Source organism: Nocardioides albidus (assembly GCF_006335005.1).
GTDB classification, from domain to species: Bacteria; Actinomycetota; Actinomycetes; order Propionibacteriales; family Nocardioidaceae; genus Nocardioides; species Nocardioides albidus.
Genome location: NZ_VDMP01000016.1, coordinates 124,021 through 141,143 on the forward strand (window position 1 = coordinate 124,021; position 17,123 = coordinate 141,143).

Here is a 17,123-nt window from a genome sequence, read left to right on the forward strand (position 1 = left end):
GGATCGTGTTGAACGTGCACGTCACCGACACCACCCTCACCGCCGACCGATCCCCGAACCCGGTCGGACGATGGGAGGAGGGCCGTTGCCCGATCAGCTCGGCGCAGATCCGGGAATGGCTGCGGTCGAAGGACACCACGATCATCGTGCGGCCCGTCATCGACCTGGCCGACCACATCCCCGTCGGCTCCTACGAGATCCCCGACCGCCATAAGACCCGAGTGATCCTGCGGGACCAGACCTGTCGGTTCCCGCACTGCACCCGCCCCGCCCAACGCTGCGACACCGACCACCACCGTCCCTACGGGGAGGGCGGGCCGACCTGCCCCTGCAACGAAGTCGCCCTCTGCAGACGGCACCACCGAGCCAAGACCCACTCCCGCTGGCGCTACGACATCCCCATGCCGGCGACCTACCTGTGGACCAGCCCCACCGGGTTCCGGTTCCGGGTCGACCACCGCGGCACCCACCCCGTCCACGACACAGCTCGATCCGGCAGCGACACCGATCCACCCGACGAGTAGCGACCCCGCCCCCCCCCCCCGCCAGCCCTGCTCGCGGGGACATCGGCACGTCCGGACCCGGGCGGGTGATTGCGAAGGTCAGCCTGATCGGCCCGGACCTATCGGCCTGAGCCGGCAGGGAGCTCAGCCGCCCGAGGCGCGCACCAGCACCTCCGGCGCGAGCCACTTGCAGGCGATCAGCGCCAGCTCGAGATCGAGCCGCTCCTCGGTCAGGGGCCGACCCCGCGCCTCGACGGCCCGGTCGACGCGGTACTTGACGGTGTTCTTGTGCAGGTGCACGCGCGCGGCGGTGGCGACATAGCTCTCCCGCTCCTGGACGAAGGCGAGCAGCGTCTCGCGCAGCCGGGCCGCGCCCTCGGTGTCCTCGGCGAGGGTGCCCAGGGCGCGCCGGACCAGGTCCCGGGTGACGGGGAGATCCCGGGCCAGCAGCGCCGCGGCGCGGACTGTGGGGTCCTCGTAGGTCAGCACCGATCCGGCCGGGAGCTGCCCCAGTTGGGCGACCTCCTGCGCCGCAGCGGCACCCTGGTGGGTGCCCCGGAAGCCCGGCTCGCCGGCCGCGGGCGAGCCGATCGCGACCGACACCTGGTCACTGACGCCGGCGAGGATCGCGTCGACGACGGAGGCGTCGACCTGACCGGAGCGCCCGATCGGCACCCAGGCCCAGGCGGTCTCGCGGTCGCGCGGCACGAACAGGGCATGGCCCGCGCCGAGTCGTTCGGCGACGACGCCGACGGCTCGCTCGGCGGCGGTGAGGTCGCCGGCCCCGGGCGCGGTCCACAGCACCAGTCCGAGGTGGTGCTGGCGCAGCCGGTAGCCGAGCGACGACTCAGCGGCGGCCAGGTCCAGCCGCTCGTCGCGCAGCAGCGCCTCGACGGTCTCGCGCTGGACGGCACTTCGGTTGGCCAGCCAGCGCTCGCGCTCGGACTGGTAGGCGCCGATGACCTCCTCGGAGACCGCGTCGACGTACTCGAAGGACGTCTGGGTCAGCAGGTTGTTGGTCCGCATGGCGAGCACCGGGTCGGGCACGCGGGCCGCGACCTCCTCGACGGCCCACGCGAGGATCAGCTGCTGACCCAGCCGGTAGGCACGCAGCAGCGCGCTCGGCGAGGTGCCGCGCTGGGCCAGGCGGCGGGCGTACTCCACGGCCGCGGCCGGTGCGCGGATCTGCGTGGCCCGCATGTGCCCGCGCAGCAGATGGGCGAGGTTCTCGAGGTTCGACCCCGCGCTGCCGTGCAGCAGGTCGACCAGGACCGGGTCGCTCGGCAGCTCCGGGATGCGGTCCCCGAAGGCCTGGACGAGTTGGTCGGTGAGCTCGCGGTGGCGCTCGGCGAGCACCACGGCGATGCCCTGCATCTCGGTCTCCGGGTCCGACACGACCTGCCTCCTTCGGTCCGTCGCACCAACGGTGACGGCTCTTCCGCCATCGTGTCAGAGCGGAACACCGACCGGGCTTGGCCGCGCAACCCCTATTCCTCGCCCTGGGTTTGGTTCCGGAGACCAAGAGCGACCCGGTACGCCGGGCCTAGCCTTCCGGCATGCCCCCTCGACCGACCCCGTTGGACGGAGCCTGACATGGGATTCCTCAAGCCCGCGCCGGAGCCGATGCCGCCGGCCGAGTTCCTCACGCTTCCGCTCCAGGAGCGGATCCGGGTGCTCAGCACCAACTGGGTCACCGAGGGCTTCAACACGCCGCGCGTGCTGCACGTCGTCTACATCCTCAAGATGCTCGGGCTCTACTTCGCCGTCGGCCTGGCCATCACGTCGTGGACCACCGACCACGTCGCGTTCTCCGACCCGGGCACCTGGTTCGCCAACATCGTGGTCTACCAGAAGCTCGCGGTGTGGCTGATGCTGCTCGAGGTGATCGGCCTCGGCGGCGCGTTCGGCCCGCTGTGCGGCCACTTCGTGCCGATGCTCGGCAACATCCGCTACTGGCTGCGTCCCGGCACCATCCGGATGGCGCCGTGGGGGCGCCGCGTCCCCCTCACCGGGGGCGACGAGCGCACGGTGGCCGACGTCGTCCTGTACGTCGCCGTGCTGGCCAGCCTCGTCCTCCCGCTCGTCGTGCACGCCGAGGCCGTGCCCCTCGTGCCGAGCGGCACGGGACCCCAGGAGCTGGTGCCGCCGCTGGCCTTCCTGCCGATCCTGGTGACGATGCCGCTGATGGGGCTGCGCGACAAGGTGGTGTTCCTGGCCGCCCGCTCCGAGCAGTACCTGCCGATCATGTTGTTCTCCGCCACCCTGGGCGCCCTGGCCCTGCGCGACGGCGCCACCCCGGCGGCCTTCGTCGACCTGGTCGTCGCGTTCAAGATCATCATCTGCGTCGTGTGGATCGGCGCCGGCGTCTCCAAGATCGGCGAGCACTTCATCAACGTGGTCCCGCCGATGGTGTCCAACACCCCCGGTCAGCTCAGCGTCGTCAAGCGCCTGCACTACCGCAACGCACCCGACGACCTCCGGCCGTCGCGGCTCGCGTGGTTCATGGCCCACGTCGGCGGCACCACCGTCGAGATCATCATCCCGGTCGTCCTGCTCACCACGGCGAACGACACCGTCGCGATGCTCGGCGCGGTGGCGATGCTGGTGTTCCACATCTTCATCACCTCGACCTTCCCGCTCGCGGTGCCCTTGGAGTGGAACGTCTACTTCGGCTACATCGCGCTCGTGCTGTGGGGCGGCACCGCTCTCGGCGCCGGGTTCGACGCGTCGACGTACAACATCTGGGACTTCTCCGCGCCCCTGCTGCTGATCCCGATCCTCGCCCTGCTGCTGTTCGGGCCGATCCTCGGCAACCTGCGCCCCGACCTGGTCTCCTTCCTCCCCTCGATGCGGCAGTACGCCGGCAACTGGGCCTCCGCGGTGTGGGCGATGCGACCCGGCGTGGAGCAGCGGCTCAACGAGCTTCCGCTCGTGGAGGTGCAGGGCGACCAGCTGCAGCGGATGCCCGGGATGGCCTACACCGCCGACGAGGCCGAGATGACCGTGCAGAAGGCGCTCGCCTGGCGCTCGATGCACAGCCAGGGTCGCGGGCTCTTCTCCGTGCTGCGCGAGCACCTCGACGACCTGGAGACGCGGGACGTCCGCGAGGGCGAGTTCATGTGCAACGTGCTCGTCGGCTGGAACTTCGGCGACGGCCACCTGCACGACGAGCGCCTGATCGCCGCGGTCCAGCGGCGTCTCGGCCTGGAGCCCGGCGACCTCGTCGTGGCCTACTGCGAGTCTCAGGCGACGCCGTGGCGCACAGCGCGCCCGCAGGAGTACCGCGTGATCGACGCCGCCCTCGGCGTCGTCGAGCGCGGCACCTGGGACGTGCGCGACTGCGTCAGGGAGCAGCCGTGGCTGCCCGACGGACCGGTGCCGCTGCAGGTCGGCTGGACGGCCGCGGGCTACCGTCGGAGGCGCACCCTGACCGCGCCCCCCACCGGGAAGGACCCCGTGTCGTGAGCACCGCCGTCGTCGTGGGCAGTGGCCCCAACGGGCTCGCCGGCGCCATCCGGCTCGCCCAGGCGGGAGTGTCGGTCACCGTGCTCGAGGCGCACGAGCGTCCCGGCGGCGGCACGCGCACCAGCGAGCTGACCCTGCCCGGCCTGCTCCACGACGAGTGCGCCGCCTTCCACCCGACCGGGGTCGCCTCGCCGTTCCTCTCCTCCCTCAGCCTCGAGCGGCACGGGCTGCGCTGGCTGTGGCCCGAGATCGACCTGGCGCACCCGCTCGACGACGGCCGGGCCGGCATCGCGACCCGCGACCTGGCCGCCTCGGCCGCCGCGCTCGGCGTCGACGAGCGGCGGTGGCTGCGGCTCTTCGGGCCGGCGGTGCGCAACTTCGACGGCCTGATCAGTGAGGTCTTCCAGCCGGTGCTGCACGTGCCGTCGCACCCGGTGACCCTCGGCCGCTTCGGGATGAAGGCCCTGCTGCCGGCCCCGGTGCTCGTGCGCGCCTTCCGCGACGAGCCCGCCCGGGCCCTGTTCACCGGCGTCGCGGCGCACAAGTTCGGCGGGCTGTCCGGCCCGCTCACCTCCTCGGTCGGACTGATGCTGACCGCCGCGGCGCACGCCGTCGGCTGGCCGGTCGCCGAGGGCGGCACCGAGTCGATCACCCGGGCACTGCTGGCCGAGCTGGCGTCGTACGGCGGCGCGGTCGAGACGGGCGTCCGGGTCGGCTCGCTCGACCAGCTGCGTGACGTGACCGGTACGCCGCCCGACGTGGTCCTCCTCGACACCGCGCCCGCCGGCGCGCTCACGATCGCCGGGGACCGGATGCCCGCGCGCGTGCGCCGCGCGCTGGCGCGCTACACCTACGGACCGGCCGCCTTCAAGGTCGACTTCGCGATCGACGGCGACATCCCGTGGACCAACCCCGACTGCCGTCGCGCCGGCACCCTCCATCTCGGTGGGCCGGCAGCCGAGATCGCCGCGGCGGAGGCGGCGCTGGACCGGGGCGAGATGCCCGAGCGGCCCTTCGTCCTCCTCGGCCAGCAGTATCTCTGCGACCCCTCGCGCTCGAACGGGACGGCGAACCCGGTCTACGCCTACGCGCACGTGCCCCACGGCTACACCGGCGACGCCACCGAGGCCGTGATCGGCCAGATCGAGCGGTTCGCTCCGGGCTTCCGCGACCGGATCCTCGCCGTGGCGACGAGGGATGCGAGCGCGTGGGAGGCCTACAACGCCAACTACGTCGGCGGCGACATCTCCGCCGGCGCCAACACCGCCCGCCAGATCGTCTTCCGTCCACGCCCGGCGCTGGACCCGTATTCGCTGGGCGTCCCGGGCCTCTACCTCTGCTCGTCCGCGACGCCGCCGGGCGCCGGGGTGCACGGCATGGGCGGATTCCACGCCGCCGAGGCGGCGCTCAACCGACTGCGGTGAGCGCCTTCGCGACGCGCTCGGGATCGTCGTACGCCAGCCAGGTGATCCGCGGGTCCTTGCGCCACCAGGCGAGCTGGCGGCGCGCGAACTGCCGCGTCGCGACGGCGGTCCGCTCGATCGCCTCGTCGCGGGTCAGCTCCCCCGCGAGCACCGCCATCGCCTGGCGGTAGCCGATCGCCGCCGAGGCGGTCCGGCTCTCGGCCAGGCCGTCGTCGAGCAGCCGCTCGACCTCGTCGAGGAGGCCGTCGTCGAACATCCCGCGCACCCGCTCCTCGATCCGCCGGTCGAGGGTCTCGCGGTCGATGGCGACGCCGAGCTGCACGGTGTGCGGGTCGACGTACTCCTGCACGGGGAGGTGGGCGCTGAACGGGGCGCCGGTGATCTCGATGACCTCGAGGGCGCGGACGACGCGGCGGCCGTTCTCGACCTCGATCCGCCCCGCCGCCTCCGGATCCAGCTCGCGCAGCCGCGCGTGCAGGACCGGGCTGCCGACCTCGGCCAGCTCGGCCTCGAGACGCGCCCGCACCGCCGGATCGGTGCCCGGGAAGTCGAAGCGGTCGAGGATCGCACGCGTGTAGAGGGCCGATCCGCCGACGAGGACGGGCGTCGCGCCGCGGTCGCGGATGTCGGCGATCGCGGCGCGCGCCCAGACCTGGAACTCCGCGACGGTGGCGGGCTCCCCTACGTCGAGGGTGTCGAGCAGGTGGTGCGGGATCCCGCGACGCTCCTCGATCGGCGCCTTCGCCGTCCCGATGTCCATGCCGCGGTAGACCTGCATCGCGTCGGTGTTGACGATCTCGCCGCCGAGCGCCTCGGCGAGGTCGAGCGACAGGGACGTCTTGCCGCTCGCCGTCGGGCCGACGATCGCCACGATCGGGGGCGTCGAGGGCGGCGGCGGCATGAGGTCAGTGTTCTAAGGTGAGCCCGGCGGCTCAAATCGGGCCGCCTCACTCACACATGGGGGATCTCTCGTGGGCTTTCTCGATGACGCCAAGGACAAGCTGAGCGACGCGGTCGACGGCCAGGGCGACAAGATCGGCGACGCGGTGGACAAGGCCGCGGACTTCGCCTCCGACAAGACCGGCGGCAAGTTCGACGACAAGATCGACCTCGGCGCCGACAAGGCCAAGGACGCCCTCGACTCGCTCGACGGCAAGAACGACGACATCAGCTGAACGACCGGCTGACGAGCTCAGGGAGCACCTCGGTGAGCGTCCTGGACCCGGCGACCGGGAAGTCCCGGTTCGTGATCGTCCCCGCGTCCTACGTCTTCCTGCTGCGCGAGACCGACGCGGGCGCGCGCGGCAGGGTCACCGAGGTGCTCCTCCAGTTGCGGCAGAACACCGGCTACATGGACGCGCACTGGGCCGCCGCTGCCGCCGGCCACATCGAGCGCGGCGAGACCGCCGAGTCCGCCGCCCGCCGCGAGGCCCTCGAGGAGCTCGCGATCACCGACCTCGACCTCGCCTTCGCGACCGCGATGCAGCGCACCGCCCACGACCTGCCGATCGACGAGCGGGTCGACTTCTTCTTCACCGCCCGCTCCTGGTCGGGCGAGCCGCGGATCGTCGAGCCCGCGAAGTGCGCGGACCTGCGCTGGTTCGCCCTCGACGACCTGCCCGTCCCCGTCGTACCGCACGAGGCGGTGGTGCTCGAGGGCCTGCGGCGCGGCGATCTCGCTCCGCTGACGCATCACGGCTTCCGCCTCGACTGAAACCGGCGTCGCGGGTTACTGCACGCTCAGGTGCTCCCGACCTACGAGGGAGGAGAGTCATGAGCAACGAAGAGGGATCCGGCCTGCCGCCGGCCCCCACCCCGGTCGCCGAGTCACCGGCGCCACCGCCCGGCGGACCCCACCGCATCGAGGGGGTCGGCGGCGACGGCGCCTACACCACCGAGGGCCGCGATCCGCAGCCCTCGGAGAATCCCGCCACCGACGACGAGCTGCCCGCGGAGACCACCACGCCCGAGGACACCGACACCGAGGCGACGAAGGGCAATCCCGAGGTGCCGCCGGATCAGGAGTCGCCCGCCTGACCCGCGTCGGGCTCGGGCTCAGGTCAGCAGGCGGGTGTCGAGCCGGGTCTCCACGGCGTTGCCGCCGGGCCCGCGCTCGACGAGGTACGCCGCCTTGCCGTCCTGCTCGCTCAGCGCCTCGACCAGGGCCGTGCCCTGGTAGTGGAGCCCGACGCCGTCGTCGGTGGCGTAGCCGGTCGGGAGCGTGCCGTCGGCGATCAGCTGCTGGAACAGCGGACGCCGCTGCTCCTCGGAGTCGTAGTGCACGCCGTTGGAGTAGGGCAGCAGGCCGAGCCCGTTGGTGACCGCGCGCAGGTCCGGCCCGAAGGAGTCGGTCGTGCCGCCGCTGTGCCAGCAGATCGAGCCCGCGGACACGCCGGTCAGCACGACGCCGGCCTCCCACGCCTCGCGCATCACGTCGCCGACGCCGTGCAGCTCCCACATGGCCAGCAGGCCGGCGACGCTGCCGCCCCACACCCAGACGACGTCCTGGCCCAGCAGGTGCGCCCGGACGTCGTCGACATTGGGCATGGCGAACAGGGACAGGTGGTTGCCGTGGAAGCCGGCCTCCTGCGCCATGTCGTAGAAGTCGCGGATCACGGCCGGCTGGTCGCCACAGGCCGTGGCGAGGAAGCACACCCGCGGCGCCCGGCCCGTGACGCCGGCCAGGTCGACGGCGTACCTCGTGAGCGGACCGACCGACCACTTGTTGCGCGGACTCGGGACCACCCCGCCGGAGGTCGCGAGGATCGTGGGAGCGTCGGCGGGCATCGGCTCAGCCGCAGACCGGGGCTTCCGGCAGCGGCGCGGGGACGCCGACGCCCGGCATGCCCAGACCCACGCCCTTCGGCGCGACTCCCCCTGTCGAGACCCGGCGCTCCCACGCGTCGCCGGAGCGGGTACGACGCAGCGCGCGGACCGGACCGTCGGCGACGAGGTGGTGCGGCGCGGCGTAGGTGACCTGGACGGTGACCATGTCCCCGGGCCTCGGCGCGCCGTCCACAGCCGCGAAGTCGGCCTCGAAGTGGACCAGCCGGTTGTCGGGCGCGCGACCGGAGAGGCGGTGGGTGGCGGCGTCCTTGCGGCCCTCGCCCTCGGCGACCATCAGCTCGAGCTCGCGACCGACGAGCCGCTTGTTCTCCTCCCAGGTGATCTCGTTGACCAGCTCGACGAGGCGGTTGTAGCGGTCGGTCACCGTCGCCTGGTCCACCTGGTCGGGCAGGGTCGCGGCCGGCGTACCGGGGCGCTTGGAGTACTGGAAGGTGAACGCACCGGCGAACCGGGCCTCCCGGACGACCTTGAGGGTCTCCTGGAAGTCCTCCTCGGTCTCGCCGGGGAAGCCGACGATGATGTCGGTGGTGATCGCGGCGTCGGGCAGCGCGGCGCGGACCCGCTCGATGATCCCGAGGAACCTCTCCTGGCGGTAGGAGCGACGCATGTCCTTGAGGACCTTCGAGGAGCCCGACTGCAGCGGCATGTGCAGGCTCGGCATCACGTTGGGCGTCTCGGCCATCGCCTCGATGACGTCGTCGGTGAACTCGGCCGGGTGCGGGCTGGTGAACCGCACCCGCTCCAGGCCCTCGATGTCGCCGCACGCCCGCAGCAGCTTGGAGAAGGCCTGCCGGTCGCCGAACTCCACGCCGTAGGCGTTGACGTTCTGGCCGAGCAGCGTGATCTCGGAGACGCCCTCGGCGACCAGCGCCTCGATCTCGGCGAGGATCTCGCCGGGACGGCGGTCCTTCTCCTTGCCCCGCAGGCTCGGCACGATGCAGAACGTGCAGGTGTTGTTGCACCCGACGCTCACCGACACCCACGCGGCGTACGCCGACTCGCGCTTGGTCGGCAGGGTCGAGGGGAAGACGTCGAGCGACTCGAGGATCTCGACCTGCGCATCCTGCTGGACGCGCGCGCGGTCGAGCAGTGCCGGCAGGGAGCCGATGTTGTGGGTGCCGAAGACGACGTCGACCCACGGCGCCCTCTTCACGACGGTGTCACGGTCCTTCTGCGCCATGCAGCCACCGACCGCGATCTGCATGCCGGGCCGCCTCGCCTTCACCGGCGCCAGGTGGCCGAGGTTGCCGTAGAGCCGGTTGTCGGCGTTCTCGCGCACCGCGCAGGTGTTGAACACGACGACGTCCGCCTGCTCCCCCTCAGGTGCGGCGAGATAGCCGGCGTCCTCGAGGAGGCCCGAGAGGCGCTCGGAGTCGTGCACGTTCATCTGGCACCCGTAGGTGCGGACCTCGTAGGTGCGGGCGGCGGCGTCTGGCTTCATCAGAGGGAAAGGCTACGTCCGGCGAACGCCGGTGGGCGAATCACGCGAACGGCGCCGGAGGCGGGATCGAGAGGATCGCCGGGAGCGACTCGTCGTGACGTCAGACGCGCAGATGTTGTCGCTCCAAGCGAAGTCCCGTTGCTGTGGTGCACGTCACAATGACGTCCGATCGTTGTCGCGAGAGGAGAAGAAATTGGTGGAGATCGCCGCCCGCCCGCAGGTCTCCGCCCTGCGCCGCGTGGTGTCGCGCGTCGGCCGGACCCTGACCACGCCGCTGCTGCCGGACGACTACTTCGAGATGCTCAGCAGCCGGTGGGCGACCCGGGAGCTGCGCGCGGAGGTGATCGCGGTCCGCCGCGAGACCCCCGACACGACCACGATCGTGCTGCGGCCGGCGGCGGCCTGGCCGGGCCACGCGGCCGGGCAGTACCTGCGCCTCGGGGTGCACATCGACGGGATCCGGCACTGGCGGGCGTACACGATCACCTCCGACGACGCCCACCCCGACGGCCTCCTGTCGGTGACCGTCAAGCGGGTCGACGGCGGCCGCGTCTCGCCCTGGATCGCGACCAGCTGCCGGCCCGGCGACACGGTCTACCTCGGCGAGGCCGAGGGCACGTTCGTCGTGCCCGACCCCGCACCTGAGCGGATCCTGATGCTGACGGCCGGGAGCGGGATCACGCCGATCTGGAGCCTGCTGCGCTCCCTGAGCCGGGCGGACGGCGTGCGCGACGTCGTCCACGTCCACTGCTGCCGCGACGAGGAGGACTTCATCTTCGCCGCGGACCTGCTGGCCGCCGGCGAGCACCACGACGGATACCGGCTCCTCCCGCACTACCGAAGCGAGCGGGAGCGGTTGACCCCCGCCGACCTCGACGGCCTGGTGCCCGACTGGGCCGAGCGCACCACCTTCCTGTCCGGGCCGAGCGCGATGATCGACGCCTTCGCCGCGCATTGGACGGAGTACGGCGACCGGAGCCTGCTGCACCTCGAGCGCTTCCAGCCGGTGATCGGCGGCGACGCCACGACGACACCGGGCAGCGGCGGCACCATCCGGTTCCGGATGACCGAGTTCGAGGCCGAGAGCGACGGACGCACCTCGATCCTCGAGGCCGGCGAGGCGACCGGCCACGCACTCCCCCACGGCTGCCGGATGGGGGTGTGCCACACCTGCAAGTGCACTCTCGTCTCGGGCCGGGTCCGCGACCTGCGCACCGGCGAGGTGCTCGGCGATCCCGGCGAGCTGATCCGCACCTGTGTGACCGCACCCGAAGGGCCGGTCGAACTCGACGAGGGCCACGTCGTCATGCGTGGCACGAACGCAAGGAGCATCCGATGAGCCCCCGACCCGTGTCGACCGACAAGCAGGGCACGACCGCCGACCCCAACCATCCGCTGCACAAGCTGACCCCGGAGCAGCTGGAGGAGCTCGGCCGCGAGTTCCAGGCGATCCACGACGAGGTGTACGCGGACCTCGGCGAGCGGGACGCGGAGTACATCCGCGGCCTGATCCGCTTCCACCGCCGGCTGGCCGCGGTCTCGCGGATCGCGCTGCTCGGCTCCGGCTCGACGATCGGCCTGGTCGCCGGCACGGCGGGCCTGTCGGTCGCCAAGATCCTGGAGAACATGGAGATCGGGCACAACGTGCTGCACGGTCAGTGGGACTGGATGAACGACCCCAAGATCCACTCCTCGACCTGGGAGTGGGACAGCGCGTCGCCGTCGAGCTCGTGGAAGCACTCGCACAACTACGTGCACCACACCTACACGAACGTGATCGGCAAGGACAAGGACGTCGGCTACGAGATCATGCGGGTCGACGAGCGCCAGCCGTGGAAGCCGGCGTACCTCGGCCAGCCGATCTACAACCTGCTCCTCGCCGCCCTCTTCGAGTGGGGCGTCGCCTTCCACGACCTCGACCTGGAGGCGATGCGCAACGGCGAGAAGCCGATGACGCAGGTGAAGGAGGAGCTGCGCGGGATCGTCCGGAAGGCGATGCGCCAAGTGGTCAAGGACTACATCGCCTTCCCCCTGCTCAGCGGGAGGAACTGGAGGCGCACGCTGGCCGCGAACGCGACCGCCAACGTGGTCCGCAACGTGTGGGCGTACGCGATCATCTTCTGCGGCCACTTCCCCGACCAGGCCTACACCTTCACCGAGGAGGAGGCCGCGGACGAGTCGATGGGCGCGTGGTACGTGCGACAGCTGATCGGCGCGGCCAACATCGAGGGCGGCGACACCTTCCACCTGATGAGCGGCAACCTCAGCTTCCAGGTCGAGCATCATCTCTTCCCCGACATGCCGAGCTCGCGCTACAAGGAGATCGCGCCGCGCGTGAAGGACATCTGCGACCGCTACGAACTGCCGTACAACACCGGGCCGTTCCTCAAGCAGTTCGGCTCGGTGCAGCGCTCGCTGCTGCGCCTGGCGTTCCCCGGCGGGTTCCAGAAGCGCAAGCCGGGACCGTACGTCGCGCCGGAGCCGCCGGCGTCGGCGACCGAGACCAACCCGCTTCGCCGCGCCTTCCCGCAGGTGGTCTGACCGGATCGGTCGACGGCGGCCCGCAGCCTGGCAGAGTGCGCTCATGCGCGAACTGGTGCGAGCGACGTCCTTGACCGGATATCGCGAGCTGACCCGCTCCCTCGGCGGCGATCCCGACGCGTTGCTGCGGCGCTTCGGGATCGACCCGGAGGTGGCTGGCGACATCGACGCCTTCGTCGACTTCCGGGCGCTGGTCGCGCTGCACGAGGCGACGGCCGCGGAGGTGGCGACGCCCGACTTCTGCCTGCGCCTCTCCGAGTACCAGGGCCTGGAGATCCTCGGCCCGGTCGCCATGATCGCCCGCCACTCCCGGTCGGTCGGCGAGGCCCTCGACGGGATCGCCCGCTTCCTGCACATCTACTCCCCCGCGATGACGATCACCTCGGTCGTGGAGGGGGAGCGGGCCGAGTTCCGTTTCGACGTCGTGGACCGGGTCCGCGCCGACCTGCCCGGGCTGGGCCAGATCGGCGAGGCCGGGCTCGGTGCGACGCTGCAGATCGCGCGGCTCCTGATCGGTCCGGACTTCTCGCCCGACACGGTGTTCTTCCGGCACCGTCCGGCGGCGCCACTCGCCCGCTACCAGCAGCATTTCGGCTGTCCGGTCGAGGTCGAGGCGCCGTACTGGGGCGCGGCGTTCCCCGCCGAGGTGCTCGACCGGCCGGTGGCGGGCGCGGATCCGCAGGTGCAGACGCTGGTCCGGGCGTACCTCCAGACGCTGAGCCACGACAGCGACCGGCGGCTGGCCGGCGAGGTCCGCTCGACCATCAAGAGCCTGCTGCCGACCGGGCACTTCGACATCGGCTCGGTGGCCGGACAGCTCTCGCTGCACCCGCGCACCCTGCAGCGCCGCCTCGCCGGCGAGGGCGCCCGGTTCGAGGTCCTGCTCGACGACGTACGACGCGAGCTGGCCGCGCATCACCTGGACGCGAGCGACATGCCGCTCTACCAGTTGGCCCGGATCCTCGGCTACGCCAACCAGGGCAGCCTGACCCGCGCCAGCCTGCGCTGGTTCGGCCGGCCGCCGGGCCAGGTGCGCCGGGAGTCCAGGAGCCGATTGGAACAGCTCGTCTAGATGAGCTCGTCTATGGTCGAGCCATGCCTGAGACAGCTTCCCCCGGCTTCGTCGCGCGCAACAACGAGGTCATCGGCAGCATCCTGAGCATCGTCGCGCTACTCGTCTCGATCGGCCTGGGCGCCGGGCTCATGTTCGGCACCGGCACCCGCGGGGTGTCCGCGATCCTGACCGTGCTGACCGTCGCCGGCGGCGCCTTCACCCTGTTGCTGCTCGGCATCGGCGCGACGCTGCGAGCCACGACGCCCGCGGCCCAGTGGGAGCGGGAGGAGACGGCCTGGCGCGCGGAGCGCGGACTGGACCCCCTGACCGCGGAGGAGGACACGGCGTCGGTGAGGGGGCAGCGCCGGGCCGCCCTGTTCGCCGTCCTGGCGCTCCTCGTCGGACTCGGACTGAGCGTCGTACCCGACATCCTCTAGTCACCTCTGGCCACGTTCTCGAATCACAACTTGGTCTCGGCGGACTGTCGCTCTAGCCCGGGAGGGCTACACCGACTAGCGTCCACGAATATGACCGTGACCGATGAAGCTCCGGTTGGCGGCGGGACGCCGCGTTCGGGAGAGGCGCTCGTCGAGCTGGCCGACGTGCAGAAGTGGTACGGCCAGCTGCACGTTCTCCAGGACATCAACCTGACCGTGAGCCGCGGCGAGGTCGTCGTCGTGATCGGCCCCTCCGGCTCGGGAAAGTCCACGCTGTGCCGCACGATCAACCGGCTGGAGCCGGTCGACTCGGGACGGATCCTGGTGGACGGATCGCCGCTGCCCCAGGAGGGCAAGGCCCTCGCCCGGCACCGTGCCGACGTCGGCATGGTCTTCCAGAGCTTCAACCTCTTCGCCCACAAGACGATCCTCGAGAACGTCACGCTGGGCCCGATCAAGGTGCGCAAGCAGTCGAAGGCCGAGGCGGAGACGCGGGCCCGTGAGCTGCTCGAGCGGGTCGGCGTCGCACACCAGGCGGACAAGTACCCCGCCCAGCTCTCCGGTGGTCAGCAGCAGCGCGTGGCGATCGCCCGCGCGCTGGCGATGGAGCCGAAGGTGATGCTCTTCGACGAGCCCACCTCCGCCCTCGACCCGGAGATGATCAAGGAGGTCCTCGACGTCATGGTCGATCTCGCCGAGCGCGGGATGACGATGATCGTGGTGACCCACGAGATGGGCTTCGCCCGGACCGCGGCCAACCGCGTGGTCTTCATGGCCGACGGCCGGATCCTCGAGACGGCCGACCCCGAGACCTTCTTCAGCAACCCGGAGAGCGACCGGGCCAAGGACTTCCTCGGCAAGATCCTCAAACACTAGAAGGAGACACGCATGCGACTGACCAGACTGAAGGTTGCCGCGGCAGCCGTCCTCGTCGCCTCGACGCTCGCCGCATGTGGCGATGCCGGCAGCGACGACGACAAGGGCATCGACGTCGACGTCCAGGAGGACGCGGCTGCCGAGTTCGACGAGGGCACCCGGATGCGGGAGCTCGCCGACGGCGGCACCATCAAGATCGGCGTCAAGTACGACCAGCCCGGCATCGGCTTCAAGGGCGCCACCGACGACCAGCCGGTCGGCTTCGACCCGGAGATCGGCAAGATCCTCGCCGCCGACCTGGGCATCGCCCCGGAGGACATCACCTGGGTCGAGACGATCTCCGCCAACCGCGAGGCCTTCCTGCAGAAGGGCGAGGTCGACCTGGTCATCGCGTCGTACTCGATCACCGACGAGCGCCGCCAGGTGGTCGGCCAGGCCGGCCCCTACTACGTCACGGGCCAGCAGCTGCTGGTGAAGTCCGACAGCAAGATCGAGACCATCGAGGACGTCAAGGGCACCGAGGTGTGCTCGGTCACCGGTTCGACCTCGCTGTCGAACATCGAGGCCGAGGGCGCGACGCCGCGCGGCTTCGACACCTACTCCGAGTGCGTGGAGCAGGTCCTCAACGGCACGGTCGACGCGATGACGACCGACGGCGCGATCCTGCTGGGCTACGCCGCGGAGCACCCCGACGAGCTGAAGGTCGTCGTCGACCCGTTCTCCACGGAGCGGTACGGCGTCGGCTACTCGATCGACCACCCGGAGATGTGCGAGTGGATCACCGAGACCATCGAGGAGGCGCAGGAGGACGGCGACTGGGCCAAGGCCTTCGAGCTCACCCTGGGCAAGTCCGGGGTCGACACCCCGGAGCCGCCGGAGATGGACGCCTGCTCCTGACCGCGCGTTGAGTCGCGGGCCCGGCCGCCGCAGGCGCCGGGCCCGCGTCGCGACGAGACGGACCCCGAGAGCAACCCCGACACCGAGACCGAGACCGCGAACGAGAGGAGTGCCGCGTGGAGAACGTGCTCGCGAACTTCGACCTGGTCCTGAAGGCGTTCTGGCTGACCATCCAGCTGGCGCTGCTGTCCGGGCTCGTCGCCCTGGTGCTCGGGACCCTTCTGGCCGCGATGCGCGTCGGCCCGATCTCCGTGCTGCGCGGCGTCGCGGCGACGTACGTCACCCTGGTGCGCAACACGCCGCTGCTGGTGATGTGCATCTTCGTGTTCGTCGCCGCCCCCAACCTCGGGCTGTTCGTCGGGATGCCGTTCCTGCTCAAGGGGACGATCGCGGTGGGTCTCTACACCGCGCCCTTCATCGCGGAGGCGATCCGCTCCGGCGTCAACGCCGTGCACCTCGGCCAGGCGGAGGCGGCGCGCGCGATCGGAATGACGTTCGGGCAGAACATGCGCTACGTCGTGCTCCCCCAGGCGTTCCGGGCCTCGGTCCCGCCGCTGGCGAGCACGCTGATCGCGATGACCAAGAACACCTCGGTGGTCGCCGTCTTCGGTCTGATGGAGGCCACCGCCCGGATGCGCGACTTCGTCAACAAGAACTCCGACGACACGATGCTGATCTTCCTGGTCTTCGCGATCGGCTACGTCATCCTCGTCGAGCTCATCTCGTTCGCGGCCTACGGCCTCGAGCGGCGCTGGAAGGCGGCCCGCTGATGGCAGGATCGGTCCTCTACGACGCGCCCGGCCCCAGGACGATCGCGCGCCACCGCCTCTACACGATCCTCACCGCCGTCGGCGTCGTCGCCGCCGTGGTCGGGATCCTGCTCTTCCTGCAATCGGAGGGCGAGCTCGCCTACAGCAAGTGGGAGCAGTTCGTCACCCCGAAGTACGTCGAGGTGATCCTCGTCGACGGCCTGCTCAAGACCCTGCAGATGGCGTTCACGTCGGTCATCTTCGCGGTGGTCTTCGGCGTCGTCTTCGGCGTGGGCAAGCTCTCGGACCACGCGGCGGTGCGCTGGCTGTGCACGCTGGTCGTCGAGTTCTTCCGTGCCGTCCCGGTGCTGCTGCTGATGGTCTTCATCTTCTTCACCTGGGGCGTCGGCGACGGCTTCGGCCCCTACTGGTCGGTGGTCTTCGCACTGACCCTCTACAACGGGTCCGTGCTGGCGGAGGTCTTCCGCGCCGGTGTCCTCGCGGTGCCGAAGGGCCAGGGCGAGGCGGCGTACGCGATCGGCATGCGCAAGACCCAGGTGATGAATCTCGTGCTGCTCCCGCAGGCGGTGAAGATCATGCTGCCGGCGATCATCAGCCAGTGCGTCGTCGCGCTGAAGGACACCAGCCTCGGCATGTACATCGTCGCGCCCGGCCTGACCTACGTCGGCAAGCTGATGTGGACCGAGTTCTCCGGGACCCATCTGCAGACCGCCATCGTGCTGGCGCTCCTCTACGTCTCGGTGAACCTGATCCTCACCTACATCGCGACCCTGATCCAGAAGCGGTTCGTCGGCGAGCACAAGCCGCTGGAGGTCGGGATGACCACGCTCACCGCCGAGGCGAGCACGACCCCCTGACCCGACTCACC

The 17,123-nt window shown here is 71.0% G+C and carries 18 protein-coding genes; 14 read left to right on the top strand and 4 right to left on the bottom strand.

Translation table 11 applies throughout. The annotated features are described in order from the left end of the window. On the top strand, nt 1-524 hold a 524-nt coding region (locus tag FHP29_RS04150), incomplete at its 5' end, for an HNH endonuclease signature motif containing protein (protein ID WP_205013860.1). 123 nt (nt 525-647) lie between these two features. Here the strand turns inward: FHP29_RS04150 and FHP29_RS04155 are convergent. Further along, nucleotides 648-1,898: a PucR family transcriptional regulator gene (locus tag FHP29_RS04155; RefSeq protein ID WP_205013862.1), complete on the bottom strand. Its 1,251-nt coding sequence runs from the start codon at nt 1,896-1,898 to the stop codon at nt 648-650. 198 nt (nt 1,899-2,096) lie between these two features. Between FHP29_RS04155 and FHP29_RS04160 the strand changes: the two genes are divergently transcribed. Both FHP29_RS04160 and FHP29_RS04165 read left to right on the top strand, forming a co-directional pair. Then, nucleotides 2,097-3,968, top strand: a complete 1,872-nt coding sequence (locus FHP29_RS04160; RefSeq protein WP_139621582.1) for a DUF3556 domain-containing protein — start codon at nt 2,097-2,099, stop codon at nt 3,966-3,968. Beyond that, a complete protein-coding gene (locus FHP29_RS04165) occupies nt 3,965-5,392 on the top strand; it encodes a phytoene desaturase family protein (RefSeq protein WP_139621583.1) in 1,428 nt (475 codons plus the stop codon). Before FHP29_RS04160 ends, FHP29_RS04165 begins: the two co-directional genes overlap by 4 nt. Here FHP29_RS04165 and miaA read toward each other — a convergent pair. Then, a complete protein-coding gene (gene miaA / locus FHP29_RS04170; protein ID WP_139621584.1) occupies nt 5,376-6,293 on the bottom strand; it encodes a tRNA (adenosine(37)-N6)-dimethylallyltransferase MiaA in 918 nt (305 codons plus the stop codon). The genes FHP29_RS04165 and miaA overlap by 17 nt on opposite strands. Nucleotides 6,294-6,363: 70 nt before the next feature. Here miaA and FHP29_RS04175 point away from each other — a divergent pair, with 70 nt between their 5' ends. Genes FHP29_RS04175 through FHP29_RS04185 form a run of 3 tightly spaced genes read left to right on the top strand, consistent with a single transcriptional unit; the run spans nt 6,364 to nt 7,429 of the window. Then, nucleotides 6,364-6,567, top strand: a complete 204-nt coding sequence (locus FHP29_RS04175; RefSeq protein ID WP_139621585.1) for an antitoxin — start codon at nt 6,364-6,366, stop codon at nt 6,565-6,567. A gap of 32 nt (nt 6,568-6,599) precedes the next feature. After that, entirely contained in the window at nt 6,600-7,106 is a 507-nt protein-coding gene (locus FHP29_RS04180) for an NUDIX domain-containing protein (RefSeq protein ID WP_240044299.1), read from the top strand. Between the two features lie 59 nt (nt 7,107-7,165). Further along, nucleotides 7,166-7,429: a hypothetical protein gene (locus tag FHP29_RS04185; RefSeq protein WP_139621586.1), complete on the top strand. Its 264-nt coding sequence runs from the start codon at nt 7,166-7,168 to the stop codon at nt 7,427-7,429. A gap of 18 nt (nt 7,430-7,447) precedes the next feature. Here the strand turns inward: FHP29_RS04185 and FHP29_RS04190 are convergent, their stop codons facing one another. Together FHP29_RS04190 and miaB are read right to left on the bottom strand one after the other, a co-directional pair. Continuing rightward, entirely contained in the window at nt 7,448-8,179 is a 732-nt protein-coding gene (locus tag FHP29_RS04190; RefSeq protein WP_139621587.1) for a Type 1 glutamine amidotransferase-like domain-containing protein, read from the bottom strand. A gap of 4 nt (nt 8,180-8,183) precedes the next feature. After that, nucleotides 8,184-9,680, bottom strand: coding sequence for a tRNA (N6-isopentenyl adenosine(37)-C2)-methylthiotransferase MiaB (gene miaB / locus FHP29_RS04195; protein WP_139621588.1), 1,497 nt, complete (start codon nt 9,678-9,680; stop codon nt 8,184-8,186). A gap of 196 nt (nt 9,681-9,876) precedes the next feature. Here miaB and FHP29_RS04200 point away from each other — a divergent pair, with 196 nt between their 5' ends. The 8 genes from FHP29_RS04200 to FHP29_RS04235 all read left to right on the top strand — a co-directional run bounded on the left by FHP29_RS04200 (nt 9,877) and on the right by FHP29_RS04235 (nt 17,112). Next, on the top strand, nt 9,877-11,019 hold the full coding sequence (locus FHP29_RS04200; RefSeq protein WP_205013863.1) for a ferredoxin reductase: 1,143 nt from the start codon (nt 9,877-9,879) through the stop codon (nt 11,017-11,019). Next, a complete protein-coding gene (locus tag FHP29_RS04205; RefSeq protein ID WP_139621590.1) occupies nt 11,016-12,221 on the top strand; it encodes a fatty acid desaturase family protein in 1,206 nt (401 codons plus the stop codon). Before FHP29_RS04200 ends, FHP29_RS04205 begins: the two co-directional genes overlap by 4 nt. Nucleotides 12,222-12,264: 43 nt before the next feature. Further along, nucleotides 12,265-13,293 carry an AraC family transcriptional regulator gene (locus FHP29_RS04210; protein ID WP_139621591.1) on the top strand — a complete coding sequence of 343 codons (1,029 nt, stop codon included), beginning with the start codon at nt 12,265-12,267 and terminating at the stop codon, nt 13,291-13,293. 23 nt (nt 13,294-13,316) lie between these two features. Beyond that, nucleotides 13,317-13,712, top strand: coding sequence for a hypothetical protein (locus FHP29_RS04215; RefSeq protein WP_139621592.1), 396 nt, complete (start codon nt 13,317-13,319; stop codon nt 13,710-13,712). A gap of 90 nt (nt 13,713-13,802) precedes the next feature. Beyond that, on the top strand, nt 13,803-14,588 hold the full coding sequence (locus tag FHP29_RS04220; protein ID WP_139621593.1) for an amino acid ABC transporter ATP-binding protein: 786 nt from the start codon (nt 13,803-13,805) through the stop codon (nt 14,586-14,588). A 12-nt stretch (nt 14,589-14,600) separates the two neighbouring features. Further along, complete coding sequence (locus FHP29_RS04225; RefSeq protein WP_139621594.1) at nt 14,601-15,485, top strand: glutamate ABC transporter substrate-binding protein; 885 nt, start codon at nt 14,601-14,603, stop codon at nt 15,483-15,485. A gap of 116 nt (nt 15,486-15,601) precedes the next feature. Further along, on the top strand, nt 15,602-16,255 hold the full coding sequence (locus tag FHP29_RS04230) for an amino acid ABC transporter permease (RefSeq protein ID WP_139621595.1): 654 nt from the start codon (nt 15,602-15,604) through the stop codon (nt 16,253-16,255). After that, nucleotides 16,255-17,112, top strand: coding sequence for an amino acid ABC transporter permease (locus FHP29_RS04235; RefSeq protein WP_139621596.1), 858 nt, complete (start codon nt 16,255-16,257; stop codon nt 17,110-17,112). The genes FHP29_RS04230 and FHP29_RS04235 overlap by 1 nt, the downstream gene beginning before the upstream one ends. The last annotated feature ends 11 nt before the right edge of the window (nt 17,113-17,123 follow it).

What these genes read in the sequence shown, in the direction of transcription:
- FHP29_RS04220 (WP_139621593.1), top strand. Translation starts at nt 13,803, where the DNA reads ATGACCGTGACCGATGAAGCTCCGGTTGGCGGCGGGACGCCGCGTTCG.
- FHP29_RS04235 (WP_139621596.1), top strand. Translation starts at nt 16,255, where the DNA reads ATGGCAGGATCGGTCCTCTACGACGCGCCCGGCCCCAGGACGATCGCG.
- FHP29_RS04215 (WP_139621592.1), top strand. Translation starts at nt 13,317, where the DNA reads ATGCCTGAGACAGCTTCCCCCGGCTTCGTCGCGCGCAACAACGAGGTC.
- FHP29_RS04160 (WP_139621582.1), top strand. Translation starts at nt 2,097, where the DNA reads ATGGGATTCCTCAAGCCCGCGCCGGAGCCGATGCCGCCGGCCGAGTTC.
- miaB (WP_139621588.1), bottom strand. Translation starts at nt 9,680, where the DNA reads ATGAAGCCAGACGCCGCCGCCCGCACCTACGAGGTCCGCACCTACGGG.
- FHP29_RS04205 (WP_139621590.1), top strand. Translation starts at nt 11,016, where the DNA reads ATGAGCCCCCGACCCGTGTCGACCGACAAGCAGGGCACGACCGCCGAC.
- FHP29_RS04210 (WP_139621591.1), top strand. Translation starts at nt 12,265, where the DNA reads ATGCGCGAACTGGTGCGAGCGACGTCCTTGACCGGATATCGCGAGCTG.
- FHP29_RS04190 (WP_139621587.1), bottom strand. Translation starts at nt 8,179, where the DNA reads ATGCCCGCCGACGCTCCCACGATCCTCGCGACCTCCGGCGGGGTGGTC.
- FHP29_RS04225 (WP_139621594.1), top strand. Translation starts at nt 14,601, where the DNA reads ATGCGACTGACCAGACTGAAGGTTGCCGCGGCAGCCGTCCTCGTCGCC.
- miaA (WP_139621584.1), bottom strand. Translation starts at nt 6,293, where the DNA reads ATGCCGCCGCCGCCCTCGACGCCCCCGATCGTGGCGATCGTCGGCCCG.
- FHP29_RS04185 (WP_139621586.1), top strand. Translation starts at nt 7,166, where the DNA reads ATGAGCAACGAAGAGGGATCCGGCCTGCCGCCGGCCCCCACCCCGGTC.